At 70.7% G+C, this 14770-nt stretch carries 18 protein-coding genes; 11 read left to right on the forward strand and 7 right to left on the reverse strand.

The window, feature by feature from the left end:
- Window positions 1–23 precede the first annotated feature (23 nt).
- The 6 genes from E6C76_RS14700 to E6C76_RS14725 all read left to right on the forward strand — a co-directional run bounded on the left by E6C76_RS14700 (window position 24) and on the right by E6C76_RS14725 (window position 4922).
- On the forward strand, window positions 24–776 hold the full coding sequence (locus E6C76_RS14700) for an SPOR domain-containing protein (protein WP_136348989.1): 753 nt from the start codon (window positions 24–26) through the stop codon (window positions 774–776).
- Window positions 773–1381 carry a dephospho-CoA kinase gene (coaE, locus tag E6C76_RS14705; protein WP_136348990.1) on the forward strand — a complete coding sequence of 203 codons (609 nt, stop codon included), beginning with the start codon at window positions 773–775 and terminating at the stop codon, window positions 1379–1381. The genes E6C76_RS14700 and coaE overlap by 4 nt, the downstream gene beginning before the upstream one ends.
- 79 nt (window positions 1382–1460) lie before the next feature.
- Window positions 1461–2216, forward strand: a complete 756-nt coding sequence (gene zapD, locus E6C76_RS14710) for a cell division protein ZapD (RefSeq protein ID WP_136348991.1) — start codon at window positions 1461–1463, stop codon at window positions 2214–2216.
- A 107-nt stretch (window positions 2217–2323) separates the two neighbouring features.
- Complete coding sequence (locus tag E6C76_RS14715; RefSeq protein WP_136348992.1) at window positions 2324–3670, forward strand: sensor histidine kinase; 1347 nt, start codon at window positions 2324–2326, stop codon at window positions 3668–3670.
- The gene (locus E6C76_RS14720) at window positions 3663–4601 is read left to right on the forward strand and encodes a response regulator (RefSeq protein ID WP_136348993.1); all 939 of its coding nucleotides are present in this window, start codon (window positions 3663–3665) and stop codon (window positions 4599–4601) included. Before E6C76_RS14715 ends, E6C76_RS14720 begins: the two co-directional genes overlap by 8 nt.
- Window positions 4602–4730: 129 nt before the next feature.
- Window positions 4731–4922, forward strand: coding sequence for a DNA gyrase inhibitor YacG (locus E6C76_RS14725; RefSeq protein ID WP_136348994.1), 192 nt, complete (start codon window positions 4731–4733; stop codon window positions 4920–4922).
- A 31-nt stretch (window positions 4923–4953) separates the two neighbouring features.
- On the opposite strand, the gene E6C76_RS14730 is transcribed toward E6C76_RS14725, so the two are convergent.
- Entirely contained in the window at window positions 4954–5898 is a 945-nt protein-coding gene (locus tag E6C76_RS14730) for a Nudix family hydrolase (RefSeq protein WP_136348995.1), read from the reverse strand.
- A gap of 4 nt (window positions 5899–5902) precedes the next feature.
- Complete coding sequence (locus tag E6C76_RS14735; RefSeq protein ID WP_136349242.1) at window positions 5903–6766, reverse strand: ATP-binding protein; 864 nt, start codon at window positions 6764–6766, stop codon at window positions 5903–5905.
- A 252-nt stretch (window positions 6767–7018) separates the two neighbouring features.
- Between E6C76_RS14735 and mltA the strand changes: the two genes are divergently transcribed.
- A complete protein-coding gene (gene mltA / locus E6C76_RS14740) occupies window positions 7019–8287 on the forward strand; it encodes a murein transglycosylase A (RefSeq protein ID WP_211090234.1) in 1269 nt (422 codons plus the stop codon).
- 57 nt (window positions 8288–8344) lie between these two features.
- Here the strand turns inward: mltA and E6C76_RS14745 are convergent, their stop codons facing one another.
- Genes E6C76_RS14745 through thiD form a run of 5 tightly spaced genes read right to left on the reverse strand, consistent with a single transcriptional unit; the run spans window position 8345 to window position 13063 of the window.
- Entirely contained in the window at window positions 8345–9064 is a 720-nt protein-coding gene (locus E6C76_RS14745) for a DsbC family protein (protein ID WP_136348996.1), read from the reverse strand.
- Window positions 9065–9087: 23 nt separating this feature from the next.
- Entirely contained in the window at window positions 9088–10260 is a 1173-nt protein-coding gene (locus tag E6C76_RS14750) for a UbiH/UbiF family hydroxylase (RefSeq protein ID WP_136348997.1), read from the reverse strand.
- Window positions 10257–11543: a glutamate-1-semialdehyde 2,1-aminomutase gene (hemL, locus tag E6C76_RS14755; protein ID WP_136348998.1), complete on the reverse strand. Its 1287-nt coding sequence runs from the start codon at window positions 11541–11543 to the stop codon at window positions 10257–10259. The genes E6C76_RS14750 and hemL overlap by 4 nt, the downstream gene beginning before the upstream one ends.
- 34 nt (window positions 11544–11577) lie before the next feature.
- On the reverse strand, window positions 11578–12225 hold the full coding sequence (thiE, locus tag E6C76_RS14760; RefSeq protein WP_136348999.1) for a thiamine phosphate synthase: 648 nt from the start codon (window positions 12223–12225) through the stop codon (window positions 11578–11580).
- Entirely contained in the window at window positions 12215–13063 is an 849-nt protein-coding gene (thiD, locus tag E6C76_RS14765; protein WP_211090235.1) for a bifunctional hydroxymethylpyrimidine kinase/phosphomethylpyrimidine kinase, read from the reverse strand. Before thiD ends, thiE begins: the two co-directional genes overlap by 11 nt.
- A 134-nt stretch (window positions 13064–13197) precedes the next feature.
- On the opposite strand from thiD, the gene E6C76_RS14770 reads away from it, so the two are divergent.
- The 4 genes from E6C76_RS14770 to E6C76_RS14785 all read left to right on the forward strand — a co-directional run bounded on the left by E6C76_RS14770 (window position 13198) and on the right by E6C76_RS14785 (window position 14745).
- On the forward strand, window positions 13198–13350 hold the full coding sequence (locus E6C76_RS14770; RefSeq protein WP_331000020.1) for a rubredoxin: 153 nt from the start codon (window positions 13198–13200) through the stop codon (window positions 13348–13350).
- An 86-nt stretch (window positions 13351–13436) separates the two neighbouring features.
- The gene (gene pilG / locus E6C76_RS14775; protein ID WP_136349001.1) at window positions 13437–13823 is read left to right on the forward strand and encodes a twitching motility response regulator PilG; all 387 of its coding nucleotides are present in this window, start codon (window positions 13437–13439) and stop codon (window positions 13821–13823) included.
- Between the two features lie 39 nt (window positions 13824–13862).
- Window positions 13863–14228, forward strand: a complete 366-nt coding sequence (locus E6C76_RS14780) for a response regulator (protein WP_136349002.1) — start codon at window positions 13863–13865, stop codon at window positions 14226–14228.
- Between the two features lie 4 nt (window positions 14229–14232).
- Window positions 14233–14745, forward strand: a complete 513-nt coding sequence (locus E6C76_RS14785) for a chemotaxis protein CheW (RefSeq protein WP_136349003.1) — start codon at window positions 14233–14235, stop codon at window positions 14743–14745.
- Window positions 14746–14770: the final 25 nt, after the last annotated feature.

Consider the following 14770-nt stretch of genomic DNA (forward strand, 5'->3'; position numbering starts at 1 on the left):
CCCGCCGGACGACGCCCCGCGCCATGTCCATCCTGCGCCTGCTGCTGCTCATCCTCGTCCTGCTCAACCTGCTGGCGCTCGCCGCGTCCACCGGGCTGCTGGGCGAGCGCGAGCGGCGCGGCGAGCCGGAGCGCCTGACCAACCAGCTCCATCCGGAACGCATCCAGCTGCGTTCCGGCGCGGACGCCGGCGACCCGGGCACGCCCCGGCCCTCCGCGCCCCCGGCCCCCAGCGCACCGGACACGCCCCCCGCGCCGGCCCCCGAAACGCCGGCAGCCCCCGCCCCGCAGCCCGTGGCGGCCGAGGCGCCCGCCGTTCCCGCGCCGGTGCCGCAGGCCTGCATGATGTTCTCCGGCCTCGGCGGCGATCTGGCCGACGCCGTGGTCCGCCTGTTCGACGCCCCCAACTTCTCGGTACGCCGCGAGGCCAGCGAAGCGGTGGCCGGCTGGTGGGTGCGCATTCCGCCCGACGGCACGCGCGAGTATGCCGAGCGCAAGGCGCGCGAACTGCGCGGCATGGGCGTCACCGACTTCTTCATCGTGCAGGAGCCCGGCCCCAACCAGTACGCCGTTTCGCTGGGCATCTTCAAGACCGAGGCCGCCGCCAACCAGCACCTGGAACAACTGCGCGCCCAGCGCGTGCGCAGCGCCAGCGTGGGCACGCGCAGCACCACCGTGTATCGCGTCGAAATCCGCGGCCCGCAGCCGCAGCTCGACGCGCTGCGGCGCTCCGGCAATCTGCCGGGCGCGGCCCTGGCCTCGGACTGCGCGCCGTGACCCGGCCGTGGACCGTCGGCCTCACCGGCGGCATCGGCAGCGGCAAGAGCGCGGTGGCCGAACGCTTCGCCGCGCGCGGCGCGGCCGTGGTCGATACCGACCTCATCGCCCATGCGCTCACCGCGCCGGACGGCGCCGCCATGCCGGCCCTGCGCGCGGCCTTCGGCGACGGACCGATCGCCGCTGACGGCAGTCTGGACCGTGCCGCCATGCGCGCGCTGGTGTTCGCCGACCCGGCCGCGCGCGCGCGCCTCGAAGGCATCCTGCATCCGCTGATCCGCAGCGAGAGCGCCCGCCAGTGCGCGGCCGCGCGCACGCCCTACGTGATGCTGGTGGTTCCCCTGCTGGTGGAAAGCGGCGACTGGCGCACGCGCTGCGACCGCCTGTGCGTGGTCGATTGCCCGGAAGCGCTGCAGATCGCCCGCGTGCAGGCGCGCAGCGGCCTCGCCGAGCCGCAGGTGCGCGCCATCATGGCCGCGCAGGCCAGCCGCGCCGAACGCCTGGCCGCCGCCGACGACGTCATCGACAACGCCGGCCCCCTGGAAACCCTCGACGCCCAGGTCGACGCCCTGCACGGCCGCTATCTCGGCCTCGCCCGCCGGTGATCCCGCCCGATGACGCGGCAAACCCTGTGCTATCATCGCGCGGACACCGAAAAACCACCCCATTTGCAGGCATCGCGCGGTGATTAGCTACGAGTATCCGCTGAACGAGCGTGTCCGGACGCTGCTGCGTCTTGAGGATCTCTACCGCAAGATCGCTCACTTCCTGCGCGGCCAGACGCCGCAGGAACATCACGTCGCCCTGCTCACCCTGTTCGAAGTCCTCGAAGTGGCCAGCCGCGCCGACCTCAAGGTCGACCTGGTGCAGGAACTGGAACGCCAGCGCCAGATCCTCATGAGCTACCGCAACAACCCGGCGATCTCCGAGGAGGCGCTGTCCGGTGCGCTCTACGAGATCGAGCAGGCCTCGTCCTCGCTGCTCGCCATGGCCGGCAAGATCGGCCAGTACCTGCGCGAGAACGAGTGGCTGATGGGCATCCGCAGCCGCGCCTCGATCCCCGGCGGGGTCTGCCAGTTCGATCTGCCGTCCTACCATTACTGGCTCAACCGCGACGCCGAGCACCGCCGCCGCGACCTGGAAGGCTGGCTGGGGCCGATGACGCCGATCCGCGACGGCCTGGACATCGTGCTGCGCCTGCTGCGCGCCAGCGGCCGCGCCGAACAGCAGCTCGCGCGCTGCGGCACCTACCAGCTCACCATGGGCTCGCGCAGCGCGCAGATGCTGCGCCTGAGCCTGGCCCCCGGCGAAGCCGTGGTGCCGGAAATCAGCGCCAACAAGTACGCGCTGAACATCCGCTTCGTCATGCCCGAAACCCTCGCACGGCCCCGCCTGGCCGAACGCGACGTGCATTTCGAACTGACCTTCTGCAGCCTCTGAGCCGCCCACCGGGCGGCCGGCGCGTCCCACGCCGCCGCCGCGCAATACCCCAGTAACCTCAACGTGCTGGAATACCGCCTCATCGAACTTCGACGAGGATTTGCGGCATGGCCGACGTCGGCGAACTGGAACGCCTGCTCAAGCCGGTGCAAGCGCTCACGCCCGAGGTCAACGTGGACGAGGTCGCCCGGCGCTTCCTGCTGGACGAACACCGGGCCTTCCTGTCGCTGCCGGTCGCGGACGCGGCGGGGCAGCCGCTTGGGCTGATCAGCCGCTATCGCCTGCAGGACATCTTCATGCGCCGCTTCGGGCGCGAGCTGTGGGGCACTCAGCCGGTCAGCGAGGTGATGAACCCCGCGCCCCTGGTGCTGCGCATCGACACGCCGTTCGAGGAAGCCGCCACGCAGGTCACGACCCGGCTGAGCTACCCGGTCACCGAGGATTTCATCCTGGTCGATGAAGCCGGCCGCTACCGCGGCATCGGCACCGTGCCCCAGTTGCTGAAGGCCATGGAAGACCGCCTGGTGCAGCGCAACCGCGCGCTGCACCGCACGCTAGAAGACCTGAAACGTTCGCAGGCCCAGCTGGTGCAATCGGAAAAGATGGCCTCGCTGGGCCAGATGGTGGCGGGCATCGCCCACGAACTCAACACGCCGCTGGGCTACGTCGGCAACAACGTGGAGCTGATCCGCGCGCTGAGCGAGCCGCTGTTCGCCCTCAACGACGCGCTGGCCCGCCTGGCCGCCTGCCTGACTGATCCGGCCGGCGACGAGGAGGCCGTGGCACGCGCCTTCGAAGCCGCCGAGCAGGCCCGCCGCGAGGCCGACGCCGACACCCTGGCCGACGACCTGCGCCAGTTGCTCGACGACACCGGCTACGGCCTGGAACAGATCTCCGAACTGGTGAAGGGGCTGAAGGACTTCTCGCGCCTCGACCGCGCCCCCAGCGACGACGTCGACCTCAACGACTGCGTGCGCGCCGCGCTGCTGATCGCGCGCAACAACCTGAAGAACCGCGTCGAGGTCCGCCAGCAGCTGCAGGCCCTGCCGCCGCTGCGCTGCGCGCCCTCGCAGATCAACCAGGTGCTGCTCAACCTGCTCAACAACGCCGCCCAGGCCATGGACGGCGACGGCGTCATCCTGATCAAGACCTGGGCGGAGGACGCGCGGGTGCTGCTGTCGGTCGAGGACAACGGCAAGGGCATGCCCCCCGAGGTGCTCGAACGCATCTTCGACCCCTTCTTCACCACCAAGCCGGTCGGTGAAGGCACCGGGCTGGGCCTGTCGATCTGCTACCGCATCATCCGCGACCACGGCGGCAGCATCCGCGTGGCCTCCCGGCCGGGGCGCGGCACCCGCTTCCTGATCGCCCTGCCGCTGCAGCGCGCCGCCCACACCGCCGAGGCGGATAGCCCCGTTGACGCCCCCTCTCCGCGCGAGGCCGAACATGTCTGAACCCCGCCCCCCGATCCGCCTGATGTTCGTCGACGACGAAAGCCGCATCCTGCGCAGTCTGGCCCTGCAATTCCGCCGCGACTACGAGGTGATCACCCAGAACGATCCGCAGCTGGCGCTGGAAACCCTGCGCAACGAGCGCATCGACATCCTGGTGAGCGACCAGCGCATGCCCGGCATGAACGGCGCCGAACTGCTCGCCCGCGCACGCACCCTGCAGCCGGCCAGCGTACGCATCCTGCTCACCGGCTATTCCGACCTGGACGCCGCCGTGCAGGCCCTCAACGACGGTGAGATCTTCCGCTACCTGACCAAGCCCTGGAATCCGCAGGAAATGGCGCAGACCATCGCCCAGGCCGCCGAGCAGAGCCGGCTGCAGCGCGCCGCGCCGCCGGCCAACGACGCCTCCGCCAGCGACGCCCCCACGCGCAACGTCGGCATCCTGCTGCTCGACAGCGACCCGGTGATCGAAGCCCGCGTGCTGGAACTGTGCGCACTGGGCGGCCACCACCTGTACCGCGCCAGCCGGCTGGACGAGGCGGTCGCCCTGCTCAACCGCGAGCACGTCGACATCCTCATCAGCGACCTGCGCCTCGGCGAACGCGCCCTGTCACCGCTGCTCAAATCGCTCGCCCAGGCCCGCCCGCAGGCGCTCACCATCGTCACCACGCCCTACCAGGACACCCAGGCGCTGCTCACCCTCATCAACCAGGCGCGCATCTTCCGCTACGTGCTCAAGCCGGTCAGCGTGAAGCTGTTCGAACGCGCGCTGCACGCCGCCGTCACCCAGAGCCGGCACTGGCAGCTGCAGCCGCACATCGCCGTGCCGCGCACCCCCGAGGCGCCGCGCGACGAACAGGAACGCGCCACGGTCAACGGCCTGGTCGGCATGCTCGGGCGGCTGCGCGAACGCTTCGCCTCGCGGCTCTGAGCCACTGCGCTGCACGCCGGTGGACCGGCGCAGTACGAGCGCGCGGCACGCCTCATGTACCATGTCGGACTCCGGCACGCGGGCGCGCAATGCCCCGGCCGCCTCACCCACCGCCGACCGGATGAAGACATGCCCGAACCCAGGACGCCCCGCACGGTGAAGTGCCCCAACTGCGGCAAGGCCATCGAATGGAAGACGGAAAACCGCTTCCGCCCGTTCTGCTCCGAACGCTGCCGGCAGATCGATCTGGGCGCCTGGGCCTCGGAGAGCTACCGGGTGGCCGCCGAAGCCCCGCCCGACGACGACGAAGGGCGCAGCTGAGCGCCACGCCGCGCCCCGCGCGCCGGATGGCTCAGCGCGCCGCGCCCCACACCCCGCGAATCGCCGCGATGCCATGCGCGCCCGCCGCGCGCGCGGCAGCCATGTCCGCCGCACCCAGCCCGCCCAGGGCGAGCACCGGCAGCGGCAATTCCGCCGCCAGCGCGCTGAAGCCTTCCCAGCCGAGCGCGGGCTGGTCCGGATGCGTGGGCGTCGCGCGCACCGCGCCGAGCACCGCGTAATCCAGCGCCAGCGCCGCCGCACGTTCCAGTTCGGCGCGGGTGTGGCAGGAAGCGCCCACCCAGGGCAGGTCCGGGCGCGCGCCGAGCGCGGCCAGTTGCGCGGCGGGCAGATGCACCCCGTCGGCGGCGCAGCGCAGCGCCAGTTCCACATCGCCATTGACCAGCGCCAGCGCGCCCGCAGCCTGCGCACGCCGCACCGCCTCGGCGGCGAACGCGGCCCGCGCGGCGGCGTCCAGCCCCGGTTCGCGGATCTGCACCAGGCGCAGGCCATCGGCCAGCGCGGCGTCGAGCGCGGCCAGCTGGGCGTCCACACCGATCTCGCCGGCGTGGGTGATGCCCATGGTGCGCGGCAGGCGCAAGGCCTTCAGGATCGGCCCGTTGGCCGGCAACATCGGCGCCACTTCCAGGTGGTCTGCGCGCTGCCAGGCCAGCGCGCTATGCACGTGGTCGTTGATTTCGCCCGACCACACCGGCACCTCGAAGAAATGCAGGCGCACGTGGGCGTGCTCATAGTGGTGCTCGCGCATCAGCCAGGGGTGCAGCACCTGCGCGCGGATGCCGAGCTCCTCGTCCAGTTCGCGCGCCAGCGCGGCGGCCGGGGTTTCGCCGGCTTCCACCTTGCCGCCGGGAAACTCCCAGTAGCCCGGGTAGAAGGTGCCCGGCGCACGCTGGCCGAGCAGGAAGCTGCCATCCGGCCGGGTAATCACCCCGGCCGACACGTCCACGACCTTCTTCACCGCCTCACTCCGTCAACCGGCCCGCATGGTCGCGGGCGAACTGCCAGGCCACCCGGCCCGAACGCGAGCCGCGCATCAGCGCCCATTGCAGGGCCTCCTGGCGGGCCCGCTCGATGGCCTTGGGCTTCAGGCCGAATGCGCGCAGCCAGTGCGCCACGATGGACAGGTACTCGTCCTGGCTGAACGGGTAGAACGATACCCACAGGCCGAAACGCTCGGACAGCGAAATCTTCTCCTCGGTGGCCTCGCCCGGATGGATCTCGCCATTGACGTGGCGCGCCTCCAGGTTCTCGGCGTGGTACTCCGGCATCAGGTGGCGGCGGTTGGAGGTGGCATACACCAGCACGTTGTCCGGCACCGCGGCGACCGAACCGTCCAGCACGCTCTTCAAGGCCTTGTAGGCGGCCTCGCCTTCCTCGAAGGACAGATCGTCGCAGAACAGGATGAAGCGTTCCGGCCGGCCGTTCAGCAATTCGACGATGTCCGGCAGATCGACCAGGTCGGATTTGTCGACCTCGATCAGGCGCAGCCCGCGTCCAGCGTACTCGGCCAGCACGGCCTTCACCAGCGAGGATTTGCCGGTGCCGCGCGCGCCGGTCAGCAGCACGTTGTTGGCACGCCGGCCGGCGAGGAACTGGCGGGTGTTGTCGTCGATGCGGCGCTTCTGGTCACCGATGTCCTGCAGATCGGCGAGCCGGATGGTGTGCGGATGGCTCACCGGCTGCAACTCGGCGCGGCCATGGCGGCGGCGCCAGCGGAAGGCGGTGGAGGCCTTCCAGTCGGGCGCCTCGGCAGGCCCCGGCAGGGTGGCCTCCAGGCGCGCCAGCACGCGTTCGGCACGCTCGATCAGACGCGCGAACTGCGCCATGCCGGCCGCTTCGGCCGGCGCCCCGGGTTGTTGCGATTTACTCATCTTCTGCCTGCTGATCCTGATCGTCGCGGTGTTTTCTCGGCCAGGTCGCCCACAGGACGATGGACACCAGCGCAAGCGCCAGACCCAGCTCCAGAAAAATCACCCACATTACCCTTCTCCGTGAAACGACGCCGTCCGTGGCCGTGCCTGCGCGCACCGGTATACTGGCGTTTCCGCCCCGAGTGTAACCCGACGAAGCCCCGTCCGATGACCTTCCTCCCCTCCCGTCCGTCCGGCCTGCCGCTGGCCGCGCTCGCACTGGCCGCCATACTCGCCGGCTGCGCCACCCAGCCCTCCACGCCGAGCGTTGCGGCGGTAGCCGGTGGCGCCGAGCCGCTGTCCTGCCCCAAGCCCACGCCCTGCCCGGCGTGTCCGGTCTGCCCCAGCGTCGAACCGCAGCCCCCGGCCACGCCCGCCGCACCCAAGCCCTTGCAGCGCGCCGAATGGAGCGCGCTGGCGGACTGGCGCGCCGACGATCACGCCGCCGCGTGGCCGGCGCTGCTGGCCTCGTGCGACGCGCTGGCGCGCCGCGATGGCTGGCAGGCGGTCTGCGAGGCGGCCCGCGCACTCGGCCGCCCCCCGGGCGCGGAGGCCGCGCGGGTGTTCTTCGAACGCCATTTCGTGCCCTGGCAGGCGGTCAACCCGGACGGCAGCGCGGAAGGCCTGGTCACCGGCTATTACGAGCCGCTGATCCAGGGCAGCCGCGAGCACGGCGCGCGCTACCGCTGGCCCATCCACGGCGTGCCCGGCGACATGCTCATCGTCGATCTCGGCGAGCAGTACCCGGAACTCAAGAACATGCGCCTGCGCGGCCGCCTGGAAGGCAACCGGGTGGTGCCCTACTTCTCGCGCGCGGAACTCGAACAGCGCGGCGACGCGCTGCCCGCGCCGGTGCTGCTGTGGGCGGAGGACGCCATCGACCTGTTCTTCCTGCAGGTGCAGGGCTCCGGCCGCGTGCAGCTGCCGGACGGCAGCCGGGTGCGCATCGGCTACGCTGACCAGAACGGCCACCCCTACGCCTCCATCGGCCGCTGGCTGGTGGCGCAGGGCGAACTGACGCTGGACAAGGCGTCGATGCAGGGCATCAAGGACTGGGCGCGGCGCAATCCGCAGCGCCTCTCGGAACTGCTCAACAGCAATCCGAGCTACGTGTTCTTCCGCATCCTGCCGCACGCCGAGGGCGGGCCGCTGGGCGCACTCGGTGTGCCGCTCACCGACGAGCGCAGCATCGCCATCGATCCGCGCTTCGTGCCGCTCGGCGCACCGGTGTTCCTGTCCACCACCTATCCGCTCTCCGAGCGCCCGTTGCACCGCCTGATGATGGCGCAGGACACCGGCGGGGCAATCAAGGGCGCGGTGCGCGCGGACTTCTTCTGGGGCTTCGGCGCGGAGGCCGGCGCGCGCGCGGGACGCATGCGCCAGCAGGGCCGCATGTGGGTGCTGCTGCCGCACGGCGTCACGCCACCGGCCCCGTAAACGCGGCAAGGCCCCCATCCGGGGGCCTTGCCTGTCGGCGGATACCGCCTGAAAAGCTCAGCGCGCGGAGGCCGCGGCCAGCAGACGCTCCAGTTCGGCCGGCGGCAGATAGCCGCCGATGCGCGAACCGTCGGCAAGGAACATCGTCGGCGTGCCGCTGATGCGCAACTGCTGGCCAAAGGCCACGTTGCGGTCGACGACGCTACTGTCGCACTCGGCCTGAGCCGGCGTCTTGCCATCGACGATCCAGTCGTTCCACGCCTGCGCGCGATCCTTGGCGCACCAGATGTTGCGCGACTTCTCGACGGAATCCGGACTCAGGATCGGGTACAGGAAGGTGTAGATGGTCACGTCGTCCATCTTCGCCAGATCCTTGCCAAGGCGCTTGCAGTAGCCGCAGTTGGGATCCTCGAAGCTCACCAGCACGCGCTTGCCGTCGCCCTTCACCTGCTTGATCGCCTGATCGAGCGGCAGGGTGCCGAAGTCGATGGCGGCCAGCTCGTTGAGGCGCTCGCGGGTCACGTCGCGGCGCAGCTTGGCGTCGATGATGTTGCCGTCGATGATGAAGCCGACCTTGGCGTCGGTATATACCAGTTCGCCGGAGGTCAGCACCACTTCATACAGGCCACCGTAGGGCGTGGCGGTGACGGATTCGACGACCGGCGAGCCGAGGAAAGTTTCCACGCCGGCCTTCACGGCATCGTTGGAGGCGTGCGCCAGCGTGCTGGCGAACAGGGCGGCCGCCAGCACGGCGGGACGGAACAAAGCGTGCTGCATCGAATTCTCCGGTAGGTTCTTTTCTAGAAACGCCCATTCACCGCATAGCGGATCAGCGCATTGCGTACGACTGGCAGGGCATTGGTGAGGTTCAAGCCGAAATTGCGCACGCCGGCCAGCAGGGGGTTGCGCTGGTTGAACAGGCGGTTCAGCGCATGGGTGGTGTATTGCATGAGCAGCGGCTCCTCGGCGCGCGCGCGGGCGTAGGCGCGCAGCGCGCCCAGTTCGCCGGGATCGCGCCAGGACGGCAGCGCGCCGAGCACCTCGGCCAGCACGCGGGCATCCTGGAAACCCAGGTTGATGCCGTGCCCGGACAGCGGGTGAATGGCGTGCGCCGCGTCGCCGACCAGCACCACACGTGGCGCCACGGGCTCATTCACGCGCATCAGGCGCAGCGCGAAGCCGGCGGCCGGGGTGATCAGTTCGAAATCGCCCAGCGCGTTGCCGCCGGCCTCGGCGACCCGGGCGCACAGCGCGGGACCGTCGAGCGCGAGCAGTTCGTGCGCATGCCGGTCGGGCGTGGACCACACCATGGACATGCGATTGTCCGGCAAGGGCAGCCAGGCCAGGATGCCGTCCTCGCGGAACCACTGGTAGGCGGTATTGCGGTGCGGGCGGGCGCACTGGAAATTGGCCACCACGCCCATCTCGTCGTAGGGCGTGAAGCGCGCCTCGATGGCGGCGGTCTGGCGGCGTACCCAGGAGTCGGCACCATCCGCGCCCACCACCAGGCGGGCGCGCAGCACGCGCCCGTCGTCCAGGGTCAGCACCGCGCCACCGTCCTCCACGCTGAGCGCGCGCGGGGTGGCCGGGCACAGCAGGGTGACGTTGTGCTGGCGCTTGAGGGTTTCCCACAGCTCCGCCCGCATCAGGCTGGCTTCGAGGATCCACGCCAACTCGCCCAGCCCGCTGTCGTAGGCGGAGAATTCCAGCCGGCCGCCCGCGTCGCCGTACACCGCCATGTCGTGCACCGGGCAGACGCGGCTGGCGTCCAGATGCTGCCAGACCCCCAGTGCGCGCAGAAACTCGGCATTCGCCGGGCTGACCGCATACACCCGCGCGTCCCAGCCTTCCGGGCGGCGCGGCGGGCGCGCCTCGACCACGGCGATGGACAGCCGGCTGGCGCGCAGGGCCACGGCCAGGCTGGCGCCGGCCAGCCCGCCGCCGACGATGACCAGGTCGAAGCGCTCGCTCACGCAGCCAGACCCGCGAACACCTTGCGCGCGGCCTCCACGGTGGCGTCGATCTCGGCCTCGCCGTGCGCCGCCGAGACGAAGCCGGCCTCGAAAGCCGACGGCGCGAAGTAGTGGCCGGCGTCCAGCATGGCGTGGAAGAAGCGGTTGAAGCGTTCGCGGTCGGAAGCCATCACGTCGGCGAACGAGGCCGGCACCGCAGCGCTGAAATACACCCCGAACATGCCGCCCACGGCATCCGCGCTGAAGGTCACGCCGGCCTCGCGCGCTGCGGCGGCGAGGCCCTCGGTCAACCGGCGGGTGTGCGCGGTGATGCCTTCGTAGAAGCCGGGCTCGCGGGTCAGGCGCAGCGAGGCCAGTCCGGCGGCCACCGCCACCGGGCTGCCGGACAGCGTGCCGGCCTGGTACACCGCGCCCAGCGGGGCGACCTTTTCCATGATGTCGCGGCGTCCGCCGAAGGCGCCCACCGGCATGCCGCCGCCGATCACCTTGCCCAGCGTGGTCAGATCCGGGGTGATGCCGTACAGGCCCTGCGCGCCCAGCGGGCCGACGCGAAAACCCGTCATCACTTCGTCGAAGATCAGCACCGCGTCATGCTCGGTGCACAGCCGGCGCAGGCCTTCCAGGAAGCCGGGTGCGGGCTTGATCAGGTTCATGTTGCCGGCCACCGGCTCGACGATGATCGCGGCGATCTCGTGGCCGCGCGCCTGGAACACTTCCTCGACGCCGGCCAGGTCGTTGTAGTCGAGCACGATGGTGTGCTTGGCGAAGTCCGCCGGCACGCCGCCGGAAGACGGGTTGCCGAAGGTCAGCAGGCCGGAGCCGGCCTTCACCAGCAGGCTGTCGGCATGGCCGTGGTAGCAGCCTTCGAACTTGACGATGGCGTCGCGCCCGGTGAACCCGCGCGCCAGGCGGATGGCGCTCATCGTGGCCTCGGTGCCGGAACTGACCAGGCGCACCATGTCGACCGAGGGCAGCAGTTCGCACAGCAGTTCGGCCATGTCCACTTCGGCCTCGGTGGGCGCGCCGAAGGACAGCCCGCGCGTGGCCGCCTCACGCACCGCCTCGACGATGGCCGGGTGGGCGTGGCCGGCGATCGCCGGGCCCCAGGAGCCGACGTAGTCGATGTAGTCCTTGCCGTCCGCGTCCCACACCCGCGCGCCCTCCGCGCGGGCCAGGAAGCGCGGCGCCCCGCCCACCGAGCGGAAGGCCCGCACGGGCGAGTTGACCCCGCCGGGGGTGGTTCGCTGGGCACGCTGGAAGAGGGCTTCGTTTCGGCTGTTCATGGTGTTCCGGTCGCTTGGTTGAAGGGGAAAGGCGTTATTGTCGCCGCCCGGCGGAAGCCGGTCCAGCGGCGAACAGGCGGGTGTAGGCGGCTGCGCGCGCGGCCGGGTCGGGGTCGCCGAACACGTCGCTGATCACCGCCAGCAGGCCGGCGCCAGCCTCCACCAGCACCGGCGCGTTGTCCAGGGTGATGCCGCCGATGGCAGCCACCGCCACGCCCAGTTCGCGGCGCGCGCGCTCCAGCAGTGCCAGCGGCGCGCGCACGGCGGCAGGCTTGGTGGGCGAGGCGAACATCGCGCCGAAGGCCACGTAATCCGCGCCGGCCCGCGCCCCGGCCTCGGCACGCGCCCATTCGTCGTAGCACGACACGCCGATCAAGGCCGCGCGCCCCAGGCGCGCGCGCGCCTCGGCGACGTCGCCGTCATCACGCCCCAGATGCACGCCGTCGGCACCGATCGCCAGCGCCAGTTCGAGGCTGTCGTTGATCACCAGCGGCACGCCCGCCGCACGGGTCAGCGCGAGCAGGCGCGCGGCCTGTTCGCGCCGGCGCGCCGCCGGCAGGGTCTTGTTGCGGTATTGCAGCAGGGCCGGGCGGCCTTGCAGCACGGCCTGCACGCGCGCGGCCAGGCGTTCGTCGTCGTCCTCGTCCGGCGTGACCAGATAGAGGCCGCGTTCAGGTCTCATCGCCGACACGCTCGCGGGCCCAGAACAGACGGTCCGGCATCGCCGGCCCCATGCCCGGACGGAAGGCGGCGGCCAGCGCCTGCCAGGTAAATTCCTGCGCCTCACGCGCCGCCTCGGGCACGCTCATGCCGTGCGCCAGGGCCCCGGCCGCGGCGGCCGACAGCGTGGCGCCCGCGCCGAGGAAGGGCCCCGCAAGACGCTCCCAGGCATCGCTGCGCACCACCCCGCCCGCGCCGAACAGACGGTTGAGCACCTGCGGCCCATGGTCGCCAAGGCCGGTCAGCAGCACGAACTCGGCGCCCAGATCGAGCAGGCTGCCCACCGCCTCCTCGGGCGCCAGCGCAGCCTCCGCGTCATCCTCGTCGTCGGCCAGCGCGCCCGCCAGGCGCAGCACCTCGTGGGTGTCGGCAACCAGCAGGGTGACCTGCGGCAGGATCAGTTCGGCCAGCGCCGCCGCCATGTCCTCGGCCTCGGCCTCGTCGGACGGCCCGCTGGCCAGCGCGGGCTCGAGCACCAGCGGCACGTCCGGATAGTCGGCGAGGATCTCGGCGATCGCGGCGACGTTCTCCACCCCGCCGCACATGCCCAGCTTGAACGCGCGCACCGGAATGTCCTCGAGCACCACGCGTGCCTGCACGACGAAGGCGTCCGGATCAAGCGCGAACAGATCCTCCACGCCGCGCGTGTCGCGCACGCACACGGCGGTCATCACGCCGAGCGGGTGGCAGCCCATGCTGCCCAGGGTGAGGATGTCCGACTGCAGGCCGCCCGCGCCAGTGGCATCGCCGGCGGACAGGCACAGAACGGCGGGAAGGGGTTCGGTCGGTGATACAGACATGACGCGGGGACATGACGCAGGAAATGGCGGACACCGGGACTCGGCGGGCCGAATGCGGTAAGATTCGGCGCATTCTACCGCCAATCCTCAGCCGAGCACGTCCGCCGATGTCCGACACCGGATACAAGACCTACATGTGCCTGATTTGCGGGTTCATCTACGACGAGGCCGCCGGCCTGCCGGCCGACGGCATCCCGCCGGGTACCCGTTGGGAAGACCTGCCGCCGAACTGGACCTGTCCGGAATGCCAGGCGCGCAAGGACGACTTCGAGCTGGTCGAGCTATGACGTCAGGGCGGCAAGGCGGCGCGCAATGATGTATGCTTGCGTCTTTGCCCGGCGGGCGTACGACGATACCGCGAGGACCTGATGCCATGGACCTGACCGGCCTGAAGGTAATGGTGATCGATGACAGCAACACCATCCGGCGCAGCGCCGAGATCTTTCTCGGCCAGGCCGGCTGTCAGGTCCTGCTCGCCGAGGATGGTTTCGACGCCCTGTCGAAGATCGCCGACCATCACCCTGATGTCATCTTCGTCGACATCATGATGCCGCGCCTGGATGGCTACCAGACCTGTGCGCTGATCAAGAAAAACCCCCGCCTGGCCTCCACGCCGGTGATCATGCTGTCCTCCAAGGACGGCCTGTTCGACCGCGCGCGCGGCCGCATGGTGGGCTCCGACGAATACCTCACCAAGCCCTTCACCAAGGACAGCCTGCTCAAGACGGTGGCCGAGCATGCACCGAAACGGGCCGGCTGATCCCGCCTCACACCGAACCGAAGACGGAAGGCCAGAACCATGCCGATCAAGAAAATCCTCGTGGTGGACGACTCCCCCACCGAACGCCTGGCGCTGAGCGAACTGCTGATCAAGCACGGCTACCAGGTGGTCACCGCCGAAAGCGGCGAAGAAGCCGTGATCAAGAGCAAGAGCGAGACGCCCGACCTGATCCTGATGGACGTGGTGATGCCGGGCATGAACGGCTACCAGGCCACCCGCACCATCTCGCGCGACGAAGCCACCCGCGCCATCCCGATCATCATGTGCACCAGCAAGGGGCTGGAGACCGACCGCATCTGGGGCATGCGCCAGGGCGCCTACGACTACCTGGTCAAGCCGGTCGACCACGCCGAACTGCTCGGCCGCATCCAGGCACTGGGCTGATCCCATGGCCAAGCGCATCAGCCTGCGCGAGTTCCAGGAAAGCCTGGTGCGCCGCCTGGCCGAGGCGCGCGCCGGCGACCGCCGCGCGCTGCTCGGCCTGCGCGTCGGCGAAGAGAACTGGCTGGTCGATCTCACCGACAGCGGCGAGATCCTGCCCGTCCCCCCGCTCAGTCCGGTGCCGCTGACCCGCCCCTGGTTCAGCGGCGTGGCCAACGTGCGCGGCACCCTGTACGGCGTGGTGGATTTCTCGGCCTTCCACCAGGGCGCGCCCATCGTGCCGGCCGGCCACGCCCGGCTGCTGCTGATCGGCGCACGCCACAGCATCAACAGCGCGATTCTGGTCTCACGCGCGCTCGGGCTGCGCAGCCCGGAGGATTTCGAGGCCGACCATGGCGAAGCCGACCCGCGTCCCTGGGTCGCCCAACGCCTGCGCGACACCCAGGACCGCCTGTGGTTCAAGCTGGATGCCGCGCGTCTGCTCGCGCACCCGGGCTTCCTCGATGCGGGCACAGAATGAACGGCAAGCGGGCCACGCACGGCCC

Source organism: Pseudothauera nasutitermitis, assembly GCF_004801295.1.
In the GTDB taxonomy this organism is placed as follows: domain Bacteria; phylum Pseudomonadota; class Gammaproteobacteria; order Burkholderiales; family Rhodocyclaceae; genus Pseudothauera; species Pseudothauera nasutitermitis.

Coding starts and splice junctions, on each gene's coding strand:
- E6C76_RS14735 (WP_136349242.1), bottom strand. CDS start 6,766: ATGGCGCAGTTCGCGCGTCTGATCGAGCGTGCCGAACGCGTGCTGGCG.
- thiD (WP_211090235.1), bottom strand. CDS start 13,063: ATGTCTGTATCACCGACCGAACCCCTTCCCGCCGTTCTGTGCCTGTCC.
- E6C76_RS14780 (WP_136349002.1), top strand. CDS start 13,863: ATGCCGATCAAGAAAATCCTCGTGGTGGACGACTCCCCCACCGAACGC.
- pilG (WP_136349001.1), top strand. CDS start 13,437: ATGGACCTGACCGGCCTGAAGGTAATGGTGATCGATGACAGCAACACC.
- hemL (WP_136348998.1), bottom strand. CDS start 11,543: ATGAACAGCCGAAACGAAGCCCTCTTCCAGCGTGCCCAGCGAACCACC.
- E6C76_RS14725 (WP_136348994.1), top strand. CDS start 4,731: ATGCCCGAACCCAGGACGCCCCGCACGGTGAAGTGCCCCAACTGCGGC.
- E6C76_RS14700 (WP_136348989.1), top strand. CDS start 24: ATGTCCATCCTGCGCCTGCTGCTGCTCATCCTCGTCCTGCTCAACCTG.
- E6C76_RS14770 (WP_331000020.1), top strand. CDS start 13,198: ATGTGCCTGATTTGCGGGTTCATCTACGACGAGGCCGCCGGCCTGCCG.
- E6C76_RS14715 (WP_136348992.1), top strand. CDS start 2,324: ATGGCCGACGTCGGCGAACTGGAACGCCTGCTCAAGCCGGTGCAAGCG.
- thiE (WP_136348999.1), bottom strand. CDS start 12,225: ATGAGACCTGAACGCGGCCTCTATCTGGTCACGCCGGACGAGGACGAC.
- E6C76_RS14720 (WP_136348993.1), top strand. CDS start 3,663: ATGTCTGAACCCCGCCCCCCGATCCGCCTGATGTTCGTCGACGACGAA.
- E6C76_RS14785 (WP_136349003.1), top strand. CDS start 14,233: ATGGCCAAGCGCATCAGCCTGCGCGAGTTCCAGGAAAGCCTGGTGCGC.
- mltA (WP_211090234.1), top strand. CDS start 7,019: ATGACCTTCCTCCCCTCCCGTCCGTCCGGCCTGCCGCTGGCCGCGCTC.
- E6C76_RS14745 (WP_136348996.1), bottom strand. CDS start 9,064: ATGCAGCACGCTTTGTTCCGTCCCGCCGTGCTGGCGGCCGCCCTGTTC.